At 69.1% G+C, this 23,167-nt stretch carries 20 protein-coding genes and 3 pseudogenes; 18 read left to right on the forward strand and 5 right to left on the reverse strand.

The genetic code is table 11. The features are described from left to right. Positions 1–35 precede the first annotated feature (35 nt). Together tviB and HK415_RS11525 are read left to right on the forward strand one after the other, a co-directional pair. Positions 36–1,312 (forward strand): annotated as a pseudogene (gene tviB, locus HK415_RS11520) (Vi polysaccharide biosynthesis UDP-N-acetylglucosamine C-6 dehydrogenase TviB). A gap of 191 nt (positions 1,313–1,503) precedes the next feature. After that, a complete protein-coding gene (locus tag HK415_RS11525) occupies positions 1,504–2,364 on the forward strand; it encodes a class I SAM-dependent methyltransferase (RefSeq protein ID WP_216369777.1) in 861 nt (286 codons plus the stop codon). 79 nt (positions 2,365–2,443) lie between these two features. On the opposite strand, the gene HK415_RS11530 is transcribed toward HK415_RS11525, so the two are convergent. The 4 genes and pseudogenes from HK415_RS11530 to HK415_RS11545 form a co-directional block, all read right to left on the reverse strand. After that, a complete protein-coding gene (locus HK415_RS11530) occupies positions 2,444–3,109 on the reverse strand; it encodes a YdcF family protein (protein ID WP_171559216.1) in 666 nt (221 codons plus the stop codon). Positions 3,110–3,115: 6 nt separating this feature from the next. Then, entirely contained in the window at positions 3,116–4,099 is a 984-nt protein-coding gene (locus tag HK415_RS11535; RefSeq protein ID WP_171559219.1) for a sterol desaturase family protein, read from the reverse strand. Between the two features lie 4 nt (positions 4,100–4,103). Beyond that, positions 4,104–4,924, reverse strand: a pseudogene (locus HK415_RS11540) (polysaccharide deacetylase family protein). Further along, a complete protein-coding gene (locus HK415_RS11545) occupies positions 4,924–5,850 on the reverse strand; it encodes a YVTN family beta-propeller repeat protein (RefSeq protein ID WP_309246665.1) in 927 nt (308 codons plus the stop codon). Before HK415_RS11545 ends, HK415_RS11540 begins: the two are co-directional and overlap by 1 nt. Positions 5,851–6,135: 285 nt before the next feature. Between HK415_RS11545 and HK415_RS25000 the strand changes: the two genes are divergently transcribed. The 6 genes from HK415_RS25000 to HK415_RS11570 all read left to right on the forward strand — a co-directional run bounded on the left by HK415_RS25000 (position 6,136) and on the right by HK415_RS11570 (position 11,966). Then, the gene (locus HK415_RS25000) at positions 6,136–6,900 is read left to right on the forward strand and encodes an asparagine synthetase B family protein (protein WP_253261849.1); all 765 of its coding nucleotides are present in this window, start codon (positions 6,136–6,138) and stop codon (positions 6,898–6,900) included. Next, positions 6,818–8,029 (forward strand): asparagine synthetase B family protein, encoded by a 1,212-nt coding sequence (locus tag HK415_RS25005; RefSeq protein ID WP_309246666.1) that lies wholly within the window; start codon positions 6,818–6,820, stop codon positions 8,027–8,029. Before HK415_RS25000 ends, HK415_RS25005 begins: the two co-directional genes overlap by 83 nt. Continuing rightward, on the forward strand, positions 8,026–8,778 hold the full coding sequence (locus HK415_RS11555; protein WP_171559226.1) for a glycosyltransferase domain-containing protein: 753 nt from the start codon (positions 8,026–8,028) through the stop codon (positions 8,776–8,778). The genes HK415_RS25005 and HK415_RS11555 overlap by 4 nt, the downstream gene beginning before the upstream one ends. 554 nt (positions 8,779–9,332) lie before the next feature. Beyond that, positions 9,333–10,094, forward strand: a complete 762-nt coding sequence (locus HK415_RS23915; RefSeq protein WP_216369779.1) for a lipid II flippase MurJ — start codon at positions 9,333–9,335, stop codon at positions 10,092–10,094. Then, positions 10,066–11,019, forward strand: a complete 954-nt coding sequence (locus HK415_RS11565) for a class I SAM-dependent methyltransferase (protein WP_171559229.1) — start codon at positions 10,066–10,068, stop codon at positions 11,017–11,019. Before HK415_RS23915 ends, HK415_RS11565 begins: the two co-directional genes overlap by 29 nt. Then, positions 11,016–11,966 (forward strand): glycosyltransferase family 2 protein, encoded by a 951-nt coding sequence (locus tag HK415_RS11570; protein ID WP_171559232.1) that lies wholly within the window; start codon positions 11,016–11,018, stop codon positions 11,964–11,966. Before HK415_RS11565 ends, HK415_RS11570 begins: the two co-directional genes overlap by 4 nt. A 19-nt stretch (positions 11,967–11,985) precedes the next feature. On the opposite strand, the gene HK415_RS11575 is transcribed toward HK415_RS11570, so the two are convergent. Further along, positions 11,986–12,717 carry a pseudouridine synthase gene (locus HK415_RS11575; RefSeq protein WP_171559236.1) on the reverse strand — a complete coding sequence of 244 codons (732 nt, stop codon included), beginning with the start codon at positions 12,715–12,717 and terminating at the stop codon, positions 11,986–11,988. Between the two features lie 48 nt (positions 12,718–12,765). Between HK415_RS11575 and HK415_RS11580 the strand changes: the two genes are divergently transcribed. From HK415_RS11580 to HK415_RS11625, 10 genes and pseudogenes are all read left to right on the forward strand, one after another. After that, a complete protein-coding gene (locus HK415_RS11580) occupies positions 12,766–15,027 on the forward strand; it encodes a DUF4838 domain-containing protein (RefSeq protein ID WP_171559241.1) in 2,262 nt (753 codons plus the stop codon). Positions 15,028–15,231: 204 nt separating this feature from the next. Beyond that, positions 15,232–15,612 carry a MarR family EPS-associated transcriptional regulator gene (locus tag HK415_RS11585; RefSeq protein WP_171559245.1) on the forward strand — a complete coding sequence of 127 codons (381 nt, stop codon included), beginning with the start codon at positions 15,232–15,234 and terminating at the stop codon, positions 15,610–15,612. A gap of 79 nt (positions 15,613–15,691) precedes the next feature. Beyond that, entirely contained in the window at positions 15,692–16,714 is a 1,023-nt protein-coding gene (locus tag HK415_RS11590) for an NAD-dependent epimerase/dehydratase family protein (RefSeq protein WP_171559250.1), read from the forward strand. Positions 16,715–16,753: 39 nt separating this feature from the next. Beyond that, the gene (gene rfbF / locus HK415_RS11595) at positions 16,754–17,527 is read left to right on the forward strand and encodes a glucose-1-phosphate cytidylyltransferase (protein ID WP_171559254.1); all 774 of its coding nucleotides are present in this window, start codon (positions 16,754–16,756) and stop codon (positions 17,525–17,527) included. After that, positions 17,524–18,594 (forward strand): CDP-glucose 4,6-dehydratase, encoded by a 1,071-nt coding sequence (gene rfbG / locus HK415_RS11600; RefSeq protein ID WP_171559257.1) that lies wholly within the window; start codon positions 17,524–17,526, stop codon positions 18,592–18,594. The genes rfbF and rfbG overlap by 4 nt, the downstream gene beginning before the upstream one ends. Next, a pseudogene (locus tag HK415_RS11605) lies at positions 18,591–19,149 on the forward strand (dTDP-4-dehydrorhamnose 3,5-epimerase family protein). The gene rfbG and the pseudogene HK415_RS11605 overlap by 4 nt, the downstream one beginning before the upstream one ends. Beyond that, positions 19,146–20,384 (forward strand): class I SAM-dependent methyltransferase, encoded by a 1,239-nt coding sequence (locus HK415_RS11610; RefSeq protein ID WP_171559261.1) that lies wholly within the window; start codon positions 19,146–19,148, stop codon positions 20,382–20,384. The pseudogene HK415_RS11605 and the gene HK415_RS11610 overlap by 4 nt, the downstream one beginning before the upstream one ends. Then, complete coding sequence (locus HK415_RS11615; protein ID WP_171559266.1) at positions 20,381–21,214, forward strand: NAD-dependent epimerase/dehydratase family protein; 834 nt, start codon at positions 20,381–20,383, stop codon at positions 21,212–21,214. Before HK415_RS11610 ends, HK415_RS11615 begins: the two co-directional genes overlap by 4 nt. After that, on the forward strand, positions 21,211–22,284 hold the full coding sequence (locus HK415_RS11620) for a class I SAM-dependent methyltransferase (protein ID WP_171559270.1): 1,074 nt from the start codon (positions 21,211–21,213) through the stop codon (positions 22,282–22,284). Before HK415_RS11615 ends, HK415_RS11620 begins: the two co-directional genes overlap by 4 nt. Then, positions 22,284–23,057 carry a cephalosporin hydroxylase family protein gene (locus tag HK415_RS11625; protein WP_171559274.1) on the forward strand — a complete coding sequence of 258 codons (774 nt, stop codon included), beginning with the start codon at positions 22,284–22,286 and terminating at the stop codon, positions 23,055–23,057. Before HK415_RS11620 ends, HK415_RS11625 begins: the two co-directional genes overlap by 1 nt. Positions 23,058–23,167: the final 110 nt, after the last annotated feature.

Here is a 23,167-nt window from a genome sequence, read left to right on the forward strand (position 1 = left end):
ACGATGCGCTGAACAAGGTGAGATGAAGGCAGCTTATGGAACTGCGTGACAAGACATTGGCGGTGATCGGCCTCGGTTATGTTGGCCTGCCCCTCGCCGTCGAATTCGGCAAGCACCGGAAGGTGATCGGCTTCGACATCAACCCGAAGAGGGTGCTCGAACTTCGGGCGGGTGAGGACCACACGCTGGAGTGCAGCCGGGCCGAGCTGAAGGCGGCGACGCACCTGGCCTACTCGGATGATCTCGCCGACCTGCGGCAGGCGCAGGTTTTCATCGTCACCGTGCCAACGCCGGTCGACCAGGCGAAACGGCCCGACATGACGCCGCTGGTCAAGGCCAGCGAATCGGTCGGCAAGGTGCTGAAGAAGAACGACGTGGTGATCTACGAATCCACGGTCTACCCGGGCGCGACCGAAGAAGTGTGCGTGCCGGTGCTCGAGAAAGTGAGCGGGCTGAAGTTCAACGTGGACTTCTACTGCGGCTACAGCCCGGAGCGCATCAACCCGGGCGACAAGGAGCATCGCCTGCCGACCATCAAGAAGGTCACCAGCGGCAGCACGCCCGCCGTGGCCGACGGGGTGAACGCGCTGTACGCAGAGATCGTCACCGCCGGCACCCACAAGGCGAGCAGCATCCGCGTGGCCGAAGCGGCGAAAGTGATCGAGAACACGCAGCGCGACGTGAACATCGCGCTGATGAACGAGCTGAGCCTGATCTTCCACCGCCTGGGCATCGATACGCTGGAAGTGCTTCAGGCGGCGGGCACCAAGTGGAACTTCCTTCCGTTCCGGCCGGGGCTGGTCGGGGGCATTGCATCGGCGTCGATCCTTACTACCTGACGCACAAGGCGCAGGAGGTCGGCTACCACCCCGAGGTGATCCTCTCCGGACGCCGCATCAACGACAACATGGCGCGCCACGTGGCGGACGAAACGGTGAAGCTGATGCTGCGCAAGGGCCTGCCGGTCCTGGGCAGCAAGGTACTGGTGCTGGGCCTCACGTTCAAGGAGAACTGCCCGGATGTGCGCAACACCAAGGTGGTCGACATCGTGCGGACCCTGCACGGCTACAACACGCAGGTCGATGTGTACGACCCCTGGATCAGCGCCGAGGAGGCGGAGCACGAATACGGGCTGAAGTGCCTGCGCGAGGTCCCGGCGAAGCAACAGTACGCCGCGGTGGTGCTGGCCGTGGGCCACAAGCAGTTCCTCGAACTCGGCGAGCAGGGCATCAAGGCATTCGGCCAGCCCGGCGCGGTCCTCTACGACGTGAAGGGCATCCTGCCGCTGGGCGCCGCCGACGGACGACTGTAGGCATTGCAGATCCTGCCTGCATGCGCCGCGTTTCATCGGCATGCACGCCGGCCTCCTCCCGCCCGGGCGGTGCGGCGAAGTCGTGGACGCACAACCTCGAGGGCGACTACGGCGCCAACAGGGAGGTGCGGCCGGGGAGGCACCACCTGAACACAGGATGCGGATGGGCCGGATTCCTTTAGCATCGACCCATGCCGACCGCGAAAACCTATCATTTCCATGAGGTGGAGCGGTGCGTCATGTGCGGCGCGGACGGCCGGAGCGCACGCGTCCTGGGCCTGCGCCTGAACGGCAGCCAGGGGCGCTCTCCCCGGCAGAAGACCGGCATCGCCGTGTCGATCTGCCAGTGCCGCCGGTGCGGCCTCAATTTCCCGCAGCCGCTGCCGGTGCCGGGCTCGATGTCCGACCACTACGGAGTGCCGCCGGAAAGCTACTGGAAGGACGCCTACTTCGATTCGGACCCGAACTACTTCGCCCGCCAGATCGCCGACGCCAAGCGGCTCCTGGGTTTCAGGCCTGCCATGCGCGCGCTCGACATCGGCGTGGGCATCGGCAAGGCGGTCAAGTCAATGCGCGCGGCCGGCTTCGAGGTCTGGGGCATGGAGCCGTCGAAGCCGTTCCACGAGAAGGCGCTCGAATGGACCGGAATCGAACCCGGGCGCCTGGCGCTTGCCGGAATCGAGGACGCCGAATACCCGGAAGATTTCTTCGACTTCGTCACCTTCGGGGCCGTGCTGGAGCACCTCTACGATCCGGGCGAAGCGATCCGCCGGGCCTTGCGCTGGCTCAAGCCGGGCGGAGTGATCCAGGCCGAGGTGCCGTCGTCCAGGCACCTGATGGCCTCGCTGCTGAACGCGTACTACCGGCTGCGGGGGACCAACCTCGTGACCAACCTCAGTCCGATGCACTCCCCTATCACCTGTACGAGTTCACGCCCGACAGCTTCCTGCTGCACGGAAGGAGGGCCGGGTACGATCTGGCCGAGCACTATGTGGATGTGGCGAGCATCCGCCACGTGCCATCGCTGGTGCAGCCTGCCCTGCGCTGGCTGATGTCGCAGCGCGGCTCCGGCATGCAGCTCACGGTGTGGCTGCGCAAGAAATCCGGGCCGGGCGCGACGGCGGCCGCCAGCTAGGGCAAGGGCGCACGGGAGCCGCAGTCGCCCCGGCGCCGGGCAACGGACAGCGGCGCGAGAAGTCGACCCGCCCATTCCGCGGCAGGATACCGCGCCGCATCCAGGCCATCGCCGCTCGGTACGAAGCTGTCCAGCGTCAGCGGATGGTTCCTCCGTGGCGCATCCGGTGCCGGAGCAGGCACCACATGGAATCCGGCGGCCTCGAACAGCGCACGTGCACGGGGCATGTGGACCGGGTCGGTGAGCAGGGCAACCCGGGTGATGGCAGCTCCGGCCAGGATGCAGCGCGAGTAGAGCGCGTTCTCCAGCGTGTCAAAGGATTCGGCTTCCACCCAGCGCGGCGTGATCCGGTATTGCTGGTGGAGTATCTCCACCATCTTCTGCGACTCGGCGGCGTAGGGGTGGTCACCGGTGCCCTTGCCCGTGAGCAACAAGGGCAGGCCGGACTGCCGATGCAGCGCGGCCGCGTAGTGGGCGCGGTGCGTCCGCCCGCCCAGCACCACGATCGCCTCCACCGTCCGCAGCTGCTCGGAACGGACCGGCGCAGACTGCCGCTCCAGCGCATACAGCAGGAATGCCGCCCCGGCCTGCGAGCCAAGCAGCACCATCAACGAAAGCACGAACCCGCAGGCAGCCGTCAGCCAGAGGAATCCGCGCAGCATGCTGCCTCAGGCCCGGCCCACCAGCCGCAGCAGCCCCAGCCACTGCTGCGACCAGAAGCCGCGGCCGTAGTCCCTGCCCTTTTCCACCTGGTCGCGCACGCCTGTGGGGTCATAGCGCACTTCGAAATTGGCGGTGCCGAAGATCACGTCCCACCAGGGCAGCAGCACGCCGAAGTTGTGGCCGCCCAGCGCGGGGCTGCGACCACCGCGCAGCAGCTCGCCGTCGGCCTTGCGCTCGTGGCCCAGGCCGATGCTGTGGTGCAGGCGGTGGAAGCGCGGGCTGATCCACAGCCGCTCGCCGATGCGGCCGAAATGCATGCGCACGTTGGCGTGCTGCAGGCTTTCACTGAGCTGCGCGATGGCGACGATCGCCACGAACTGTCCGGGGCCGACCCCGATCAACTGTCCCACCACCACCAGGATGCAGTCCCGCAGCAGGTCGTCCAGCAGGTGGTTGCGGTTGTCGCTCCACATCGTCATCTGCCGCTGCGCGTGGTGCAGCGAATGCAGGCTCCACCACCAGTTGAAGGCATGCTGGCCGCGGTGCATCCAGTAGTCGACGAAGTCGAACACGACCAGGTAGATCAGGAAGCTGATGAAGGGATGCGCCGTGCCGCCCGCCATCAGCTGGTCGATGTGCACCGTGCTCATGCCCGCCATGCGCAGCATGGAGAACAGCTCGTCGAACAGCGGCTCCACGCTCAGGAACAGCGCCACGCGGAAGATGCCCAGCCGGTGGACCAGCGTGTAGATGATGTCGGTGCGGATGCTCGCCGCATCCACCATGGTCTCCACCGGCCGCCAGCGTTGCAGCGGCCCGATGATGGCCAGCAGCACGGCGATCTGGATCAGGCCGACCAGCAGCCAGCCGGTGGCCGCGTAGCCGTCTTCCAGGAAGTTGCCCAGCCCGAACGAATACATGATCGGCTGGATGGCCGACTCGAACAGCCCCTGCTGGGCCCACTCGAAGAGGTCCTGGATCCACTGCATGGTCTTACTTCCTGCCCATGATCCAGGAACGGTATGCGGGATGCTCGCGCAGGGTGGCGAAGCAGAACCCCCTGGCCTTCAGCCCCTTGATCAGCGGCTCCAGCACCGCCGGCGCCCACGGGTCCTTGCGCGACCAGATCCCCAGGTGCGCCAGGAGGATGTCGCCGCTGCGGATGTCGCGCAAGGCCTTCTGCAGCAGTTGCTGGTTGCTCACCGTTTTTCGCTGGGCAGCTCGTCGCCCAGGAAGCCGGCCGGCGACCAGCCGACGTGCTGGTAGCCGCAGGCGCGGGTGGCGGCCAGGAAGCGCTCGGAGGTCTTGCCGCCCGGCGCGCGGAACAGCGGCAGCGGCGCCTTGCCGGTCAGCTCCTCCAGGCGCAGCGCGGCGCGTTCGATCTCGCGGCAGTACTCCGCCGCCGTCCAGGTCGATTCCTTGCCGGCGTCCGGCCCGGCCGACGGCCGCACGCGGAAGCGCGGAGGCTTGCCCGGCACGTCCGCCACCCAGTAGGCGTGGTCCCAGGTGTGCGAGGCGAACTCGTGGCCCTCGGTGCCGCGCGCGCGCCACCAGTCGGCCCAGTCGCGGCTGAGGCTGGCGCCGCCTTCCTTGGTCTTCTCGTTGGCGGCGAAGAAGGTCACCTTGACGTCGTTGCGCTTCAGAACATCGGCGATCAGTTCGGCCACGGCCATGTGGCCGGTGTCCAGCGTGAGGTAGACGGGCTTGTCGCAGGCGGGTTGGGCGGTGGCGATGGAGGCGGCCAGCGCGAGCGCCCCCACCCCTGCCTTCCCCCAGAGGGGGAGGGAGCAAAGAAGAGAGGCACGGGGCTGCATCACTGCCTCGGCGCGTGATCGAGCGTCCAGACGCCGTGCGGCGACTTGCCCACCGGCACCTGCCGCACCACTTCGCGCTTCTCGGTATCGATGACGGTCAGCTTCTTCGACCAGCGCGAGGTGGTCAGCAGGTAGCGGCCACCGGCGAGCAGTTCCATGCAATCGGGGCCGCCCGGCGCCGGATAGCTGTCCACCACCGTGAGCGTGCCGAGGTCGATCTTGCTGATCGTGTTCGCCACGCGATTGCTGAGGTACACGTGCTTCCTGTCGCCCGCGCCCCTGAAGGCATGCGCGCCGGCGCCGGTGCGGATCCGCTTGATCGACTTGGGCGTGGGCCCGCTCACGTCGAACACTTCCACCGAGTCGCTCCCCGTCAGGCCCACCAGCACCAGCTTGTCGTCGGCCGTGCCGAACACGTCCGCCGGCAGGGGGCCGGTCTTGATGCGCCACTTGATCTCCTGCTTCGCCAGGTCGATGGCCACCAGTTCGTCGCTGTCCTGCATCGTGGAATAGGCGATGCTGCTCCTGCTGTCGATCCACAGGTGGCTGGGCGTCTTGCCCGTCGGCAGGCGCTTGGCCAGCCGCAGGTCCACGCCGTCCCAGCGGTACAGGTCCACGTGGTTCAGGCGGTTGCCGGCGGTCACCAGCCACTTCATGTCCGGCGAGAAGCGCAAGTGGTAGGGGTCGAGCACGCCCCGCACTTCCTTCTGGATCTCCGCCGTGCGCGGGTCGATGAAGGTCAGCGAATCGGCCAGCGCATTGGCGACGATGATCGACTTCTCGTCCGGCGTCATGTACAGGTGGTGCGGCTCCTTGCCGGTGCGGATGCGCTTGATCTCTCGCCAGGTGGCGGGATCGATGACGCTGACGTCCGCGTCCAGGGAGTTCAGGACGAACAGGGGGCGGCCTGAACAAAGCTGCCGCACAGGAGCACGGCCGCCGCGAAGGCGCGGCAAACAAGGGAAATTTTCACGGAAATTCGACACCTCGGGTCGCAGCGCAGGCCTGCGGGCCAGGCGTGCGTCAGTTCAACGCGCCAGCACGCTCGAAGGCGGACGGCGCCAGGCCGATATTGTCCGCGATTCGGCCCGCGTGGATGGGTGGCAACGGTACGCGGATGCAGGGTGCGCCGCGGGAGTCAGCGTAAGTTAAGCTCGGCCATGCCCGGGAGGCCTCTCGCGGCGCAACAGTGGAAGACGGAAGAAACGCGCATGTGCGGCATCGCAGGGTTCGTGCAGCGCGGGTGGCGCCCGCAGGACGCGCAGCCCGTGCTCGAAGGCATGCTGGATGCCATCCGTCACCGGGGCCCGGACGACCAGGGCACCTGGCTCGACCCGGAAGCGGGCGTCGCCCTCGGCCACCGGCGACTGTCGATCCTGGAACTGACGCAGGCCGGCCACCAGCCGATGGCCTGCCCGTCGGGCCGTCACCTGGTGATCTTCAACGGCGAGATCTACAACCACCTGGAACTGCGCGAGACATTGCGCCGGGCGGGCTGCGAGCCGGCCTGGCGCGGCCACTCCGACACCGAGACCCTGCTCGCATGCATCCGGGCCTGGGGCATCGCCCGCACCCTGCAGGCCTGCACGGGCATGTTCGCGCTGGCGGTCTGGGACCGCGAGCGCCGCACCCTGACCCTGGCGCGCGACCGCCTGGGCGAGAAGCCCCTCTATCACGGCTGGCAGGACGGCAGCTTCCTGTTCGGCTCCGAACTCAAGGCCCTGCGCTGCCACCCTGCCTTCGCCGGCACGCCGGACTGGGACGCGGCGGCCGCCTTCCTGCGCCTGGCCTACGTGCCGACGCCGCAGACCATCTACCAGGGCATCCGCAAGCTCCCCGCGGGAACGATGTTGACGCTGGGACCGGAGGAGCTCGCCACGCGCCGAGAACCCGGTGGCCTACTGGTCGCTCGCGGAAGCCGCGGCGCGCGCGGAGGAGCGCCCGTTCGCCGGCAGCTATGCCGACGCCGTCGATGAACTGGAGACGCGATTGCGCCGCGCGGTGCGGATGCAGTCGGTGGCGGACGTGCCTGTCGGCGCCTTCCTCTCCGGCGGCATCGACTCCTCCACCGTGGTCGCACTGATGCAGGAGGCGCCCGGCGCGCGCGTCACCACGTTCTCCATCGGCATGCCCGACCAGCGGATGGACGAATCCGCGCATGCGGCCGCCGTCGCCCGCCACCTCGGCACCGAGCACGTGGCCCATGCCATCCAGCCGGCCGAAGCACTGGCGCTGATCCCGCAGCTGCCCGGCATCTGGGACGAGCCCTTCGGGGACAGTTCGCAGCTCCCCACCCTGCTGGTCAGCCGACTCGCGCGCCAGCGGGTCACCGTGGCGCTGTCTGGCGACGGCGGCGACGAATTGTTCCTGGGCTACCCGGAGTACCGGGTGATGGAGCGGCTTTGGCGACTGCGCCGCCTGCGCCACCTGCCCTGGAACGCCGGACTGCGCGCCGCCGCGGTACTGGGCGGTCCATGGCTGCAGAGGCCCTTGCGCGGCGCGCGCATCGTGGTCGGCGCCTGGCGGCAACCCGACGTGCTGCGCATGAACGACTGGTGGATGGACCCCTACAACGACGATGCCGTCCCGTTGCGGCAGCAGGTCTCCGCGCGCGCGCTCCAGAGGCCGCTGCGCCGCTCGCCGGCCGAAGCCGCCGCGGTCGCCGACGCCGCGGCTTACCTGCCTGACGACATCCTGGTCAAGGTGGACCGGGCCGCCATGTCCTGCGGCCTGGAAACGCGCGCACCCCTGCTGGACCACCACGTGGTGGAGTTCGCGCTGTCGCTGCCCCTGGGCTACAAGCTGCGCGGCAACCAGGGCAAGTCCGTGCTGCGCGAGGTGCTGTACCGCCGCGTGCCTCGTTCGCTGGTCGACCGGCCGAAGATGGGTTTCTCCATCCCGCTCCAGCACTGGCTGCGCCGCGAACTGCGGCCCTGGGCGGAGCAACTGCTGGCCACCATTCCCGCGGATTCGCACCTGCTCGACAAACCCGAGCTCGAACGCATGTGGCAGTCGCATCTGTCGGGCGGCCGCAACCGCACCGACCAGTTGTGGCCGGTGCTGATGCTGGCCGCGTGGAGCGCCGAACATGGGGTGGCGCTGTGACGGAAGCGGACCCGCGGCTGGTCGTCTACACCTGCATCACGGCGGCTTACGACGAGGTGCGGCCGGTGCGCCATGCCGAACCGGGGGTCCGCTACGTCTGCTTCTCGGACCGGCCGGTCGACGCGGCCAGCGGCTGGGAAGGGCACCCGCTGCCGCGCGCCGACCTGGACCCCGTGTCGGCCAATCGCTACGTGAAGATGCACCCGCATGCGCTCTTCCCGGAACACCGGCGCAGCATCTACGTCGACGGCAACTTCGAACTCGGGCCGGGCGTGCGGGCCTTCGCGGAGGAGGCACTGCGCGAGCATCCGCTGGCACTCTTCTCCCACCCGGAACGCGAGTGCCTGTTCACCGAGGCGGCCAAGTGCGCTTCGATCGGCCATGGCTGGATCTGGAGCTACGCGAAGCAGCTGGGCCGCTACCACGCGGAGGGCATGCCGGCGCGCGCAGGGCTCTACGAATGCGGCGTGCTGCCCAGGGCGCACCATGCACCGCCAGTGCAGGAGCTCATGGCGGCCTGGTGGCAGGAGTTCCGCGCCGGCGTGCGGCGCGACCAGGTCAGCATGCCCTACCTGCTGTGGAAGCTGCGCACGCCCTGCAAGGTCGTGGGCCCGAGCCGCTTCCGCGGCGGCGACACGCGCTTCATCCTCCACCCCGGTCACAGCCCCAGCCCCCTGCCGCGGCTGCTGCGGGGCCAGTTGAACCGCCTGACGCCGCAGTTCTGGCTGCTGCGGCGCGGCCATGGCTGACGGGAACCCGCGTTGATCCCCGCGGCCGGCCCCTGACATGCGGCGCACGCTGTCCATCGGCCTGTTCGCCGCCGCCAGCATCGGCCTGGCGTTCGTCTCGCAGTGGTACGTGCTGACCCACCTGGGCGCCGGCATCGAGACCGATGCCCTGTTCGCCGGCATGACCTTGCCGCAGCTGGTACTGGCGGTGATCAGCGGCTCGCTGGTGCACGTGCTGGTGCCGCTGCTGGCCGGCGAGGACGAGCGCAGCCTGCACCACGACGCCTGGGCGATGCTGGTGCTGGTGGGCGGCTCTTTCGCCCTGCTCGCCCTGGCGCTGTACGCGACCGCGCACTGGTGGACGCCGTGGCTGGTCCCCGGCTTCAGCCCCGCCGCCCAGGCGCTGACGGTGGAACTCACGCGCATCCAGCTGGCAGGCATGGTGTTCGCCGCCGTCAACGGCGTGCAGCTCGCCGCGTACCACGCGCGCGACCGCTTCGTCTGGCCGGAGGTCACGCTGGCGCTGTCCGGGCTGGCCGGCTTCGCCGCCATCGTGGCTGCTCCCCCGCTACGGCGTGGCGGCCGTCGCCTGGATCACTTCCGCGCGCCTGGCATTGCAGACGGTGCTGCTGCTGCCAGGCATGGGCAAGCCGGTCTGGCCCGACCTGCGCACGCCGGCGATCGCCCTGGCATGGCAGCGCGTGAAGCCCCTGCTGCTGGGCACCACCTACTACAAGACCGACGCGCTGGTCGACCGCTTCCTGCTCTCCGCCGCCGCCAGCGGCAGCCTGTCGCTGTATTACCTGGCGCAGCAGCTCTATACCGCCGCGACCGAGGTGATGGACAAGGCGATCGCGGCGCCCCTCGTGCCGCGCCTGAGCACGCTCCACAAGCAGGGCGACCGCGCCGGATTCCGGCGGACCTACCAGCGCGGCGTGCTGGTCGTCAGCGCCTTGAGCCTCGCCGGCCTGCTGCTCCTGGGCGTGGCCGGCGAAGGCCTGCTGGACCTGGTCTTCGGCTACAAGAACTTCAGCGCCGGCGACGTGCAGGCGCTGTGGTGGATCCTGATCTGGCTGGCCGGCATGTTCATCGGCGCCATCGCGGGGCAGGTGGCGGCAACGGCCTTCTACGCGCTGGGCGACACGAGCACGCCGACCTGGACGTCGGCGGTCGCGTACACGGTCTACATCCCCTGCAAGGTCGCCGCCTTCTCCCTGTACGGCGTCATGGGACTGGCCGTCGCGACCAGCCTTTACTATCTGGCCAACCTGCTCGTGAAGTTGGTCCTGCTCCAGAGATCGTTCGCCGATGAACCAGCGCCCTGCCCCTCGCCTTGAGGACGTCGACTGCCCGCTCGGCTGCCCGCGGCAGGACACGCCCGTCCTCACCGGGCGGGACCTGCTGCACGGCGTGCCGGGCGAGTTCAGCGTCGTGCGCTGCGCTGCGTGCGGGCTGATGCGGACCAATCCCCGGCCGGCGCCCGAATCCATGGGCCTCTACTACCCAGCCGATTACGGCCCCTACCTGGGATCGAGGGTGGAGGCCGCCGGCCCGGCCAGGCGGCGCTCGCTGTTCGCCAGGCTGCTGGGGCCGCTGCTGCGCTTCAACACCGAGGAACTGCCCGCCCTGCCGCCCGGGCGCATGCTGGAGGTGGGCTGCGCGTCGGGCGCCTTCCTGCACCGGATGGCGCAGCGCGGCTGGCAGGTGCAGGGCATCGAATACTCGGACGGCGCGGCCCAGGCGGCGCGCGCCCTCGGCTATCCCGTGCACACCGGCTCGCTGGAGACCGCACCGGCACCCGATGCGCCCGTGGACCTGGTCGTCGGCTGGATGGTGCTGGAGCACCTGCACGACCCGGTGGCCGGCCTGCGCAAGCTCAGGGCCTGCGCCAAGCAGGGTGCATGGCTGGTGCTGTCGGTGCCCAATGCCGGCTCGTTCGAGTTCCGGGTGTTCCGGCGCAACTGGTACGCGCTGCAGTTGCCCACCCACCTGCAGCACTTCACGCCGCGCACCCTGGATCGCCTGCTGGCCGCCGGCGGCTGGAAGATGGAGAAGGTGTTCCACCAGCGCATCCTCGGCAACCTCGTCGCAAGCCTCGGCTACGTGCTGCGCGACCGGGGCTTCGCGCGCGCGGGCGAGAAGCTCATCGCCTTTCCGGACCGCCCGGGACCGGGCCAGTACCTGCTGTACCCGCTGGCCTGGCTGCTCTCCTGGTTCGGTCAGACCGGCCGCATGACGGTGTGGGCCAGGGTCGCGCCGTGATCAAGGTGTCCGTGATGATCCCGACCTACAACCAGGCGGGGTTCGTCCGGGAGGCGATCGCATCGGCGCTGGCGCAGACCCACCCGCACCTCGAAGTGATCGTGGGCGACGACGCCTCGAGCGACGACACGGCGGCTGTTGTCGCAGCGGTCGCCGACCCGCGCTTGCGCTACGTCCGGCACTCCGCCAACCTCGGACGCACGGGCAACTACCGCGCCCTGCTCTACGAGCACGCCACGGGTGACTTCGTGGTGAACCTGGACGGGGACGACTATTTCACCGACCCCGAATTCATCGCGCGGGCCGTGCGCTGCGTCGAGGCGGATCCCGAAGTGGTCATGGTGGTGGCGCAGGTGACGAGCCGGTCGGAGACCGCGGACTTCGTCTCGCAACTGCCGCCGCACGAGGAGCTCGCCGGCCTGGACATCCTGCGCCGCCTGCCGGCCAGGCCCTACCTCCTGATGCACATGGGGGTGCTGTACGCGCGCCGGGCCGCCCTGGCAATCGACTTCTATCGCTCTCCCGCCATCAGCTCGGACTGGGAATCGCTGTATCGCCTGTGCCTGCGGGGCAAGGTGCGTTACCTGCCACGGCCAGTCGGCGTGTGGCGCGTGCACGGCGGCAACGAGACGGGCACCGGCAACGTGGCCAAGCTGCTGGCCAACCTGGACATCTGGGAGCCGGTCTACCGGGACGCCGTGAAGTTCGGCATGTCGCCCCTGCGAGCCCGGCTGGCCCGTGCGCGCATGGTCGCCTTCCTCGCCGTGGAGCACCTGCCCGCCGTTTCGCACGGGGGAAACAGGGCTCTCGTGGCGTTCCTCGGCGCGCTGGCCGCGAAAGACGTGCCCGCGCTCCTGTTCATCGCCCTGCACCCTCGCTCGGCGGCCACCCTGGCTGCGGGCTTCCTGGGCTACTTCCGGCGCGACAGGGCCCTGGCAACCCGCTGAGCCCCGGGCCGGCGAGGCGTCATCGCCCGCGATCCGTGGCGGCCGCCAGGGTTTCGGGCGTCAGCCAGCGCCACTGCCCGGGTGGCAGGTCGTCCGGCAACTGGAGGCTGCCGATGCGCGAGCGATGCAGGCCCACCACGCGATTGCCGACGGCCGCCAGCATCCGCTTGACCTGGTGGTACTTGCCTTCGGTGAGCGTCAGGCGCAGCGCGTGCGTGCCGGTCGCCTCGCAGGCGGCGGCGCGCACCGGCTTCGGATCGTCATCCAGCACCACGCCTTCGAGCAGCCGAGCGACCTGGCGCGCATCCACCGGATCTGCGGTGCCGATTTCATAGACCTTGGGCACGTGGTGCCTGGGCGAGCTCATCCGGTGGATGAAGGCGCCGTCGTCGCTGAGGAGCAGCAGGCCGGTGGTGTCCTGGTCCAGGCGGCCGATGGCCTGGACGCCCGGGGTCGACCCCTTGTTGGGACGCTGGCGCAGGGGCGCCGGCAGCAGGGTGTAGATGCTCGGCCAGGCGCCCGGCTTCTGCGAGCACTCGTAGCCCGCGGGCTTGTGCAGCATCAGGTAGGCCTTGGCGTGGTAGCTCCACGCCTTGCCCTCCACGGTGAACTGCAGGCCTTCGGGATCGAAATCCGCATAGGGGTCGTCGCAGGGCTGGCCGGCCACCGTGACCAGCCCGTTCTGCACCAGGCCCAGGCAGACCCGGCGCGCGCCGAAGCCCTGGGAGTAAAGGATGTCCTGCAGTTCCATGGGCGGGCGAGGCTACCATGCCGCACCCTGGCTCGACTCGCGGTTGACATGCTGAAGATACTTTGCACGCTCGTGGCGCTCTGGTGCGGGACCGGTGTGGCGCTGGCGCAGGTGGCCGGTTCGCCGGCGACCGACATGCTCACGGTCGTGCAGGACGGCCGTGCCCTCACGCCGGTCTTCCTCTCCGCCGACGCCGGGCCGGTGGAAAAGGACGCCGCCGCCGACCTGGTGAAGTACGTGGAGCTGATGACGGGCGCCCGCCTGCCGCTGCAGGTGATTCCCTCCGGAACCCGCGCCCCCACGGGCCCCGCGATCCTGGTGGGCCGGGTGGCGCTGGCCGAGGACGGCAGCCTCGCAGCCCGCCTGCGCGCGGCGGCCAAGAAGGACCCGCTGGTCAACGCCGACGCGATGGTCCGCCGCCGCAGCGGCGACCGGCTCTACCTCGCGGGCAACAACGACAGGGCGCACGCCTTCGCGGTGTCGCAGCTGCTGCAGGACTGGGGCTGCCGGTGGTACATGCCGACGGAGTTCGGCGAGGTGGTGCCGGAGCACCGGACGCTGCAGGTCGGCGCGCTCGACCACGCCTACGGCTCGCCGTTCGAGATCCGCAACTACGTCCTCGGCTGGCTGGCGGACACCAGCGGTTCGGCTGACTTCCAGCGCCGCAACTTCTCCAACCCCTCGCCCTTGCCCGTCTTCGGGCACGCACTGGGCAAGTACACCAAGGCACTGGTTCCGCAAGGGAAGTCCCTGTTCGACGTGCCCCTGGCCGAGCCCGCGACGGCAGCCGAGGTGGCGCGCCAGATCGAAGCCGAATACGCAAAGGGCGTGCCGGGGATTTCACTGGCCATCGAGGACGGCATCTACCGCAACGACTCGCCCCGGGACCGCGCGCTCCAGGCGCGCATCTTCGACAAGTACATGCTCGCGCTGTCGAACACCGACCCGATGATGAGCTTGTACAACAGCGTCGCGCGCACGCTGCGCGAGAAGTACCCCGCCAGCCCGACGCGCATCGGCGGCCTCGCCTACGCGAACGTCACCCTGCCGCCGCAGAGCGTGACGCAGATCGAGCCCAACGTCGTGATGTGGCTGGCGCCGATCGACATCGACCCCAACCACGGCATGGACGACCCGCGCTCCGCGCCGCGGCAGGAGTACCGCGGCATGATGTACCGGTGGGCCGAGCTGCTCAAGGGGCGGCTCGCGATCTACGACTACGACCAGGGACAGCTGGTCTGGCGCGACCTGCCCAATCCCTCGCACCACGTGTTCGCGCAGGATGTCCGCCACTACCGCAAGGCGGGCATCCTCGGGGTCAGCACGGAAAGCCGCGGCGCGACCGCCACCACGTTCCTGAACCTGTACTTCCGGCTGCAGCTGCTGTGGAACCCGGACGCCGACGTCGATGCCATGCTGGCGGAGTTCTATCCGGCCTTCTACGGACCCGCCGCGGTCCCGATGCGCGAGTACTGGGAGGCGATCTTCGACGCCTGGAAGGCCACCCTGGTGACCGAGCACGAACACTACATCGCGCCGGTGATCTACACGCCCGAACTGGTGGAGCGGCTGCGTGCCAGCCTGCGGGCCGCGCAGCGTGCCGTGGCGCCGCTGAAGGCCCGCAGCGGGCTCGGCCGCAACGAGGCGCTGTACCTGCAGCGCATGCAGTTCACCGAACTCTCCTTCGCGCTGATCGACGACTACACCGCCATGGTGCGCGCCGCGGCCAGCGACGGTGACTATGCGAAGTCCGCGGCACTGGGCGACAAGGCGCTGGCCACGCGCGAGCGGCTCACCGCGATGAACCCCACCTTCACCACCTACAAGCGCTTCGGCGAGAAGGGCCATAGCTGGTTGCCGGGGGAAGTGCAGCAGATGCGGGAGCTGGCGCAACTGACGAATGGACCCAGGGGCACGCTGGTTGCGCGCACGCCGCTCGAATGGTCGTTCCGCCGCGATCCGTACGACACGGGGCTCGCCCGCGGCTGGGCATACACGCGCGCGGGCGCCGACGGCCAGCCTTCGGAGCGGCTGCGCACCGACACCTACCTGCAGGGACAGGGCGTGCTGCTGCCGGACGGCCAGAGCTTCGTGGGCTACTACTGGTACCAGACGGAGCTGGATCTCACGCCGTCCCAGGCCGCGGGGAACCTCCACCTGATGTTCCCCGGCCTGTTCAACGAGTGCTGGTTGTACGTCAATGGCACGCTGGTCGCGCACCGGCCGGTACGCGAACCCTGGTGGCTGACGGACTATCGGTTCGAATGGGACGTGGACCTGACCGGGAAGCTGCCCCCGGGAAGACCCTGATCACCGTGCGCGGCATGAATCTGCACCATTTCGGCGGCATGTTTCGCAGGCCTTTCCTGTACCGGAAGATCGATACTCGCGAACCTGCTCGGCCGTAGGAAGAACGGGCCGGCGACCTTCCTGCGCGAACTCCGACGCTGCTACACTGCTCACTCTTGAACGGTCCGGCGGTTCGCCGGACCGGACGAGGACTCGATCAACGCCGTGGCCAGCAGACATTCCGATCTCGCAGAGGACCTGCATTTCCGCGTGCTGCGCCTGCTGCAGGAACACCCTGACCTGTCCCAGCGCGAGCTGGCCGCGAAGCTGGGGGTCAGCAACGGCAAGTTGCACTACTGCATGAAGGCGCTGATCGAAAAGGGACTGGTGAAACTGGGGAACTTCGCGAACTCGAAGCACCATCTCGGTTACGCGTACCTGCTCACGCCCAAGGGCATCGCGCAGAAGGCACGCATGACCAGCAACTTCCTGCGAAGGAAGATGGCGGAATACGAGGCGCTGCAGGCGGAGATCACAGGGCTGCAGCGCGAGTTGAAGACGCAGGCCGAGGCGCCGGCAAAGAAGTCGGCGCGAGGCGCGCAGTGAGCAATTTCCGGGGAGGAAGTCGGCAGATGGGCCTGAATGAGAAGCTGCGCGGCCGCGTGCCGCCTGTGAACGGTTCCAGATGAGCCCATACCAGGACCTGCTCCAGCGACTTCCCGGCCAGCCCAGGACCTGGCTGGTGACCGGCTGCGCCGGCTTCATCGGCTGCAACCTGCTGGAGGCGCTGCTGCACCTGGACCAGCGCGTGATCGGCCTGGACAACTTCGCCACCGGGCTGCAGGCGAACCTGGACGAGATCCGCGCGAGCGTCACTCCGCAGCAGTGGGCGCGCTTCACCTTCCATGAAGGCGACATCCGCAAGCTCGACGACTGCCGGGGCGCGTGCGAGGGCGTGGACCACGTGCTGCACCAGGCCGCGCTCGGATCGGTGCCCCGGTCGCTGGCCGACCCGCTCACCACCAATGGCACCAACATCGACGGCTTCCTGAACATGCTGGTTGCGGCGCGTGACGCCAAGGTGGCCAGCTTCACATACGCCGCCAGCAGTTCCACCTACGGCGACCACCCGGCCCTGCCGAAGGTCGAGGAGCACATCGGCAAGCCGCTGTCGCCTTACGCGGTGACGAAGTACGTGAACGAGCTGTACGCCGACGTGTTCGCGCAGCGCTACGACTTCCACACCGTCGGGCTGCGCTACTTCAACGTCTTCGGCCGCCGGCAGAACCCGGACTCGACCTATGCGGCGGTGGTGCCGAAGTGGGCCTCCTCCATGATCAGGGGCGAGGAGGTGTTCATCAACGGCGACGGCGAGACCAGCCGCGACTTCTGCTACATCGAGAACGCGATCCAGGCCAACCTGCTCGCGGCCGTCGCCACCGATCCGGCCGCGCGCAACCAGGTCTACAACGTGGCCGTCGGCGACCGCACCACCTTGAACCGGCTGTTCGAGCTGATCCGGGACAACCTCGCCTCCCAGGGCGTGCGCGCCGACCTCAGACCCACGTACCGCGACTTCCGTCCCGGCGATGTGCGCCACAGCCAGGCCGACATCGGCAAGGCCCGGCGCCTCCTGGGCTATGCGCCGACGCACCGGATCGAGCAGGGCGTGGCCGAGGCCATGCGCTGGTACGTGCAGTCGCTCTGACGGCCTCCGGAAGCAGCAAAGGAGGAAAGAACAATGGCCATGAAAGCAGTCATCCTCGCCGGCGGGCTCGGCACCCGCATTTCCGAGGAAACGCACCTCAAGCCGAAGCCGATGATCGAGATCGGCGGCAAGCCGATCCTCTGGCACATCCTGAAGCTGTACTCCGCGCACGGCGTGAACGACTTCATCATCTGCTGCGGCTACAAGGGCTACGTCATCAAGGAGTACTTCGCCAACTACTTCCTGCACATGTCGGACGTCACGTTCGACCTGAGCGACAACCGGATGGTGGTGCACCAGCGCAAGGCGGAGCCCTGGCGGGTCACCCTGGTCGACACGGGCGACGAGACGCTCACGGGCGGGCGCCTGAAGCGCGTGGCCGACCACATCCGCGACGAGGAAGCCTTCTGCTTCACCTACGGCGACGGGCTGAGCAACGTCGACATCGCCGCGTCGATCGACTTCCACCTGCGCCACGGAAAGATGGCCACCGTCACCGCGGTGCTGCCGCCGGGACGCTATGGCGCCATCGAACGCAAGGGCGACCGGGTGACACGCTTCGTGGAGAAGCCGCGGGGCGACGGTGGGATGATCAACGGCGGATTCTTCGTCCTTGCGCCCAAGTGCCTCGAGTTGATCGAGGGTGACGCCACCAGCTGGGAGGGCCCGCCGCTCACGGAACTGGCCGAACGGGGCGAGATGATGGCGTTCGAACACCATGGCTTCTGGCAGCCGATGGACACGCTGCGCGACAAGAACCTGCTGGAGGAGCTCTGGGCCTCGGGGCAGGCTCCGTGGAAGATCTGGAAATGAGCGGGCGCAACCGACCGGATCCCTCGTTCTGGCGCGGCAAGCAGGTCCTGCTCACCGGCCACACCGGATTCAAGGGTGCGTGGCTCGCGATCTGGCTGCACCGGCTCGGCGCCAGGGTCACCGGCATCGGCCTGGAGCCGGCCACCCAGCCGAGCCTGTTCTCGCTCGCGCAGGTCGCCCAGCTTTGCTCCAGCCAGATCTGCGACATCCGTGATCCGTCCGCCCTGGCGGCGCGCGTGCGGCCGGCGGAACCCCAGATCGTGCTGCACCTTGCGGCGCAGCCGCTCGTACGCGAAGGCTATGCCCGGCCGGTCGACACCTTTGCGACCAACGTGATGGGGACGGCGCACCTGCTCGAAGCACTGCGCGGCATGTCCGGGGTGCGCGTCGCGCTGGTCATCACGACCGACAAGGTCTACCGCAACCTCGAGCAGCCCTACCCCTACCGAGAGGACGACGCGCTCGGCGGGCACGATCCGTACAGCGCCAGCAAGGCGGCCTGCGAAATCGTGACGGCCAGCTACCGCGACGCCTTCCTGCGGGCACAGGGCGTGACGGTCGCGACCGCCCGCGCCGGCAACGTCATCGGCGGAGGCGACTGGTCCGCTGACCGCCTGTTGCCCGACGCGGTGAAGGCCTGGGCCTCCGGGACGCCGCTGCAGATCCGCCGCCCGGACGCGATCCGGCCGTGGCAGCACGTTCTGGAGCCGCTCGCCGGCTATCTCGCGCTGGCCGAAAGGGCCTGGAGCGACCCCGGCGTCTGCGGCGGCTGGAACTTCGGCCCGCTGACGCACGAAGCGGCGACGGTGAAAACGGTGGTCGAACTCGCGCGCGGTGAATGGCCCGGCGCGCAGGTGCACTATGGCGACGGCAGCGAAGGCCCGCACGAGGCCGGCTGGCTCGCGCTGGAGATCGCCAAGGCGCGCAGCGCCCTCGGTTTCCGGCCGCGCTGGTCGCTGGCCGAGGGCGTCCGCAGGACCATGGCCTGGTACCTGCAACAGCGGGACGGTGCCGCTGCACGGGCGCTGTGCGAAGCCGAGATCGCCGCCTGGGAGGAGGCCGAATGAGCCGCTTCACCTTCGAGCCGCTGCCCCTGGACGGATTGCGCGCGGTCGTCCGGCAGCGCATGGGCGACAGTCGCGGTTTCCTCGCGCGGATCTTCTGCGCCGGGGAACTGGCGAGCGCGGGCTGGGACAAGCCAATCGCCCAGATCAACCACACCTTCACGGCGCGCCGCGGGACGGTGCGCGGCATGCACTACCAGCGCCCCCCACGCGGAGATGAAGCTGGTGACCTGCCTCAAGGGCGAGGTGTGGGACGTGGCGGTGGACCTTCGCAGCGGCTCGCCGACCTTCCTGCAGTGGCACGCGGAAACGCTCTCCGCCGAGAACGGCCGCGCCCTGCTGCTGCCCGAGGGCTTCGCACACGGCTTTCAGGCCCTCACCGAGGACGTGGAGCTTCTGTATTGCCATTCGGCGGCCTATGCGCCGGCCGCGGAAGGCGGCCTGCATCCGAGTGACCGGCGGCTGGCCATCGAATGGCCCTTGCCGATCACCGAGATCTCGCACAGGGACACCCAGCACCCGGTGCTGGACGAGGAATTTGCAGGGGTCGCCGTATGAAATGCCGCCATTGCGCCGCGCCGCTCACGCACACCTTCCTGGATCTCGGCTTCGCGCCGCCGTCCAACGCGTACCTGGCCGCCGCGGACCTGAGCCGCCCCGAGAAGTACTACCCGCTGCGCATCATGGTGTGCGACGGCTGCTGGCTGGTGCAGACCGAGGACTACGCCGGCGCCGACGAGCTGTTCAGCGCCGACTACGCCTATTTCTCCAGCACCTCGAGCGGGTGGCTGCAGCATGCGGCGGAGTACGCCACCCGCATGACACGCCGGCTCGATCTGGGATCGGGCAGCTTCGTGATCGAGGTGGCGTCCAACGACGGCTACCTGCTGAAGAACTTCGTGGCCGCCGGCATCCCGTGCCTGGGCATCGAGCCCACCGCCAGCACCGCGGCGGCGGCGGAGTCCCTCGGCGTCCCGGTGCTGCGCGAATTCTTCGGCGAAGCCGTGGGCAGCCGGCTGGCGGCGCAAGGCAGGCGGGCCGACCTGATCGCCGGCAACAACGTCTACGCCCACGTCCCCGACATCAACGACTTCACGCGCGGGCTGGCGGCCGTCCTGAAGCCGCAGGGGACCATCACGCTCGAGTTCCCGCACGTGATGCGGCTGATCGAGCAGTGCCAGTTCGATACCGTCTACCACGAGCACTTCTCCTACCTGTCGCTCGCCGCCGTGCAGCGCATCTTCGCCGCCGCCGGCCTGCGGGTGTGGGACGTCGAGGAACTCCCGACCCACGGGGGCAGCCTGCGCGTGTACGGCTGCCATGCGTCCGACCCGCGCGCGACCGCCGCCGCGGTGGAGCGGCTGCTGGCAGAGGAAGATCGGCACGGCTTGCGCACCCTCGCCCCCTACGCGGCCTTCCAGGCGCGCGCCGACCGCGTCAAGGACGACCTGCTCGCCTTCCTGATCGAGCAGAAGCGCGCCGGCCGGAAGGTGGCCGCCTACGGTGCCGCCGCCAAGGGCAACACGCTGCTGAATTACGCCGGCGTCAAGCCGGACCTGCTGCCCTACGTGTGCGACGCGGCGGCGGCCAAGCAGGGCAAGTTCATGCCCGGCAGCCACGTCCCGATCCTGCCGCCGTCCGCCCTGCTCGAAGGCCGGCCTGACGACGTGCTGATCCTGCCGTGGAACATCGCCGCGGAGGTCCGCCAGACCCTGCACGCGGCCGGCCTGCGCGGCGTGCGCTACGTCACGGCCGTCCCGGACATCCGGGTGCACCAGGACGCCGCGGCATGATCCTCCTGACCGGTTCCAGCGGTTTCGTCGGCCGCCAGGTGCTGCGCTTCCTGGCGGCGCGCGACGTCCCGCTGCGGCTGGTGCAGCGCAGCGGCAGCGCGCCGGCGGCACCGCAAGGCGCGCGCACCGAGATCGTCGAGTGCGCCGACCTGTTCGCCGCCGGCCGCGACTGGTGGCGCCCGGTGCTGGCCGGCGTCGACACCGTCATCCACCTCGCCTGGTATGCCGAACCCGGCGCCTACCTGCAGTCGCCGCGCAACCTGGACTGCCTGACCGGCACCATCGAGCTCGCCCGGGCCTGCAGCGAAGCGGGCGTGCGCAGATTCGTCGGGGTGGGCACCTGCGCGGAGTACGACCTCGGCCAGGGCACGCTGCGCGCGGACACCCCGCTGAAGCCGCAGACGCTCTATGCGGCCTGCAAGGCCTCGGCCTTCCAGGTCCTGGGGCAGTTGCTGCCGGCCGCGGGCGTCGAGTTCGCCTGGTGCCGCCTCTTCTACCTGCACGGCGAGGGCGAGGACCCACGCCGGCTGGTGCCCTACCTGCACCGGCAGTTGCAGGCCGGGCAGCCGGCGGAACTCACCAGCGGCAACCAGATCCGCGACTTCCTCGACGTGCGCGAGGCGGGTGCCAGGATCGCGCTCGCCGCCCTGGGGGACCAGCGGGGCGCGCTGAATGTCTGCTCCGGCGTGCCGGTGACCGTGCGGCAACTGGCCGAGACGATCGCCGACGGCTACGGCCGGCGCGACCTGCTGCGCTTCGGTGCCCGGCCGGACAACCTGTTCGATCCGCCCTGCGTCGTCGGCGTGCCGGCGGAACTGGCAGCCCCATGAAAGCGCAAGCCGTGCAGCGCCTCCTCTACGAGCAGCAGCAGTTCCCGATCTTCCAGAACCGGATGTACGACTCCGCCGTTGCGGCAAGGAACTGCACCCGGGGCGACATCCGGCTGGTCGAGGACCTGCGCAGCGGCCTGGTCTACAACGCCGCGTTCGAGCCGGCGCTGATGCAGTACGACGATCACTACCAGAACGAGCAGGCGGTGAGCGGGATGTTCCAGCGGCACCTGCAGCAGGTGGCCGAGGTGGTCGCCCGCGGGCTCGGGCGCGATCGGCTGGTGGAGGTCGGCTGCGGCAAGGGACACTTCCTGGAGACCCTGCAGGCCGGCGGCTTCGACATCACCGGCTTCGATCCCGCCTACGAAGGCAGCAACCCCGGGGTGCGCAAGGAGGTCTTTTCGGAAGGCGTGATGAGCCCGGCGCGCGGCCTCATCCTGCGCCACGTGCTGGAGCACATCCCCGACCCGGTGGCGTTCCTGGGCCAGCTGGCCCGCGCCAACGGCGGCGCCGGCCGGATCTACATCGAGGTTCCCTGCTTCGACTGGATCTGCCGTCGCCGCGCCTGGTTCGACGTCTTCTACGAGCACGTCAACTACTTCCGCCTGACGGATTTCCACCGCATGTTCGGCCGCGTCGTGGAGTCGGGCCGGCTGTTCGGCGGGCAGTACCTCTACGTCGTGGCCGAACTCGACACGCTGCGCCAGCCCGAGCGCGATCCGGCCGACGCCGTCGCCTTTCCGGACGACTTCACGGCCACGCTGGCCCACTTCGACGGCGTGCGCGACTGCGCCATCTGGGGCGGGGCCTCCAAGGGCGTGATCTTCGCCCTCCTGAAGGAGCGCCGGGGCTCACCCGTGGGCACCGTGATCGACATCAATCCGGCCAAGCAGGGCAAGTTCCTGCCCGGCACGGGCCTGCGCGTCGGCGCGCCCGCCGAGGAGATCGACCGGCTGCCCACGGGGACGCCCGTCTTCGTGATGAACTCCAACTACATCGAGGAGATCCGCGCCATGTCGCGCGGCCGCTTCGAACTCATCCCCATCGATACCACGCACAAGGAAAGCTGATGACGACCGAATTCGAACGCGAGGTGAGCCAGCGCGTCGCCGCCAATGCGAGCGACACCGCCCTGACCCAGGCCACCCGGGCCTTCACGCTCGCATCACTGACGTCCAGGTATTCGTACAACTACTTCTGGCTCGGCCGCCCGATCATCCAGTACCCCCAGGACATCGTGGCCATGCAGGAGCTGATCTGGACGGTGAAGCCCGACCTGATCGTGGAGACGGGCATCGCGCACGGCGGCTCGCTGGTGTTCAGTGCCTCGCAGCTCGCGCTGCTGGACCTGTGCGATGCGGCCGAACGGCGCACCGTGCTGGACCCGAGCGCCAGCAACCGCAAGGTGATCGGCATCGACATCGACATCCGGCCCCACAACCGCGAGGCCATCGAGGCGCACCCGATGGCCTCGCGCATCCAGATGATCCAGGGCTCCAGCATCGCGCCCGAGATCGTGCAGCAGGTGAAGGACGCGGCGCGGGGCTACCGGCGCGTGCTGGTGTGCCTGGATTCGAACCACACCCACGACCACGTGCTTGCCGAACTGGAGGCGTACGCGCCCATGACCAGCGTCGGCAGCTACTGCGTGGTTTTCGACACGGTGGTCGAGGACGTCCCCAAGGAACTGGCCGGGGACCGCCCCTGGGGCCCCGGCAACAACCCGAAGACCGCCGTGCGCCAGTACCTGAAGTCGCACCCGGAATTCGAAGTGGACAAGAGCATCCAGGACAAGCTCCAGATCACGGTGGCGCCCGACGGCTACCTGAAACGCGTGGCCTGAAGCGCCGGCACCGGGTTCAGGAATGCTGAAGCGCAACCTCGTCGCCAACTACGCCGGCCAGGCCTGGTCGGCGGTGATGGGGCTTGCCTTCATTCCGGTCTACATCCGCT

It is taken from the genome of Ramlibacter montanisoli (assembly GCF_013087525.1).
Classification (GTDB): Bacteria; Pseudomonadota; Gammaproteobacteria; order Burkholderiales; family Burkholderiaceae_C; genus Ramlibacter; species Ramlibacter montanisoli.

Coding starts and splice junctions, on each gene's coding strand:
- HK415_RS11525 (WP_216369777.1), top strand. CDS start 1,504: ATGCCGACCGCGAAAACCTATCATTTCCATGAGGTGGAGCGGTGCGTC.
- HK415_RS11530 (WP_171559216.1), bottom strand. CDS start 3,109: ATGCTGCGCGGATTCCTCTGGCTGACGGCTGCCTGCGGGTTCGTGCTT.
- HK415_RS11535 (WP_171559219.1), bottom strand. CDS start 4,099: ATGCAGTGGATCCAGGACCTCTTCGAGTGGGCCCAGCAGGGGCTGTTC.
- HK415_RS25000 (WP_253261849.1), top strand. CDS start 6,136: ATGTGCGGCATCGCAGGGTTCGTGCAGCGCGGGTGGCGCCCGCAGGAC.
- HK415_RS11565 (WP_171559229.1), top strand. CDS start 10,066: ATGAACCAGCGCCCTGCCCCTCGCCTTGAGGACGTCGACTGCCCGCTC.
- HK415_RS11575 (WP_171559236.1), bottom strand. CDS start 12,717: ATGGAACTGCAGGACATCCTTTACTCCCAGGGCTTCGGCGCGCGCCGG.
- HK415_RS11580 (WP_171559241.1), top strand. CDS start 12,766: ATGCTGAAGATACTTTGCACGCTCGTGGCGCTCTGGTGCGGGACCGGT.
- HK415_RS11590 (WP_171559250.1), top strand. CDS start 15,692: ATGAGCCCATACCAGGACCTGCTCCAGCGACTTCCCGGCCAGCCCAGG.
- rfbF (WP_171559254.1), top strand. CDS start 16,754: ATGAAAGCAGTCATCCTCGCCGGCGGGCTCGGCACCCGCATTTCCGAG.
- rfbG (WP_171559257.1), top strand. CDS start 17,524: ATGAGCGGGCGCAACCGACCGGATCCCTCGTTCTGGCGCGGCAAGCAG.
- HK415_RS11610 (WP_171559261.1), top strand. CDS start 19,146: ATGAAATGCCGCCATTGCGCCGCGCCGCTCACGCACACCTTCCTGGAT.
- HK415_RS11615 (WP_171559266.1), top strand. CDS start 20,381: ATGATCCTCCTGACCGGTTCCAGCGGTTTCGTCGGCCGCCAGGTGCTG.
- HK415_RS11620 (WP_171559270.1), top strand. CDS start 21,211: ATGAAAGCGCAAGCCGTGCAGCGCCTCCTCTACGAGCAGCAGCAGTTC.
- HK415_RS11625 (WP_171559274.1), top strand. CDS start 22,284: ATGACGACCGAATTCGAACGCGAGGTGAGCCAGCGCGTCGCCGCCAAT.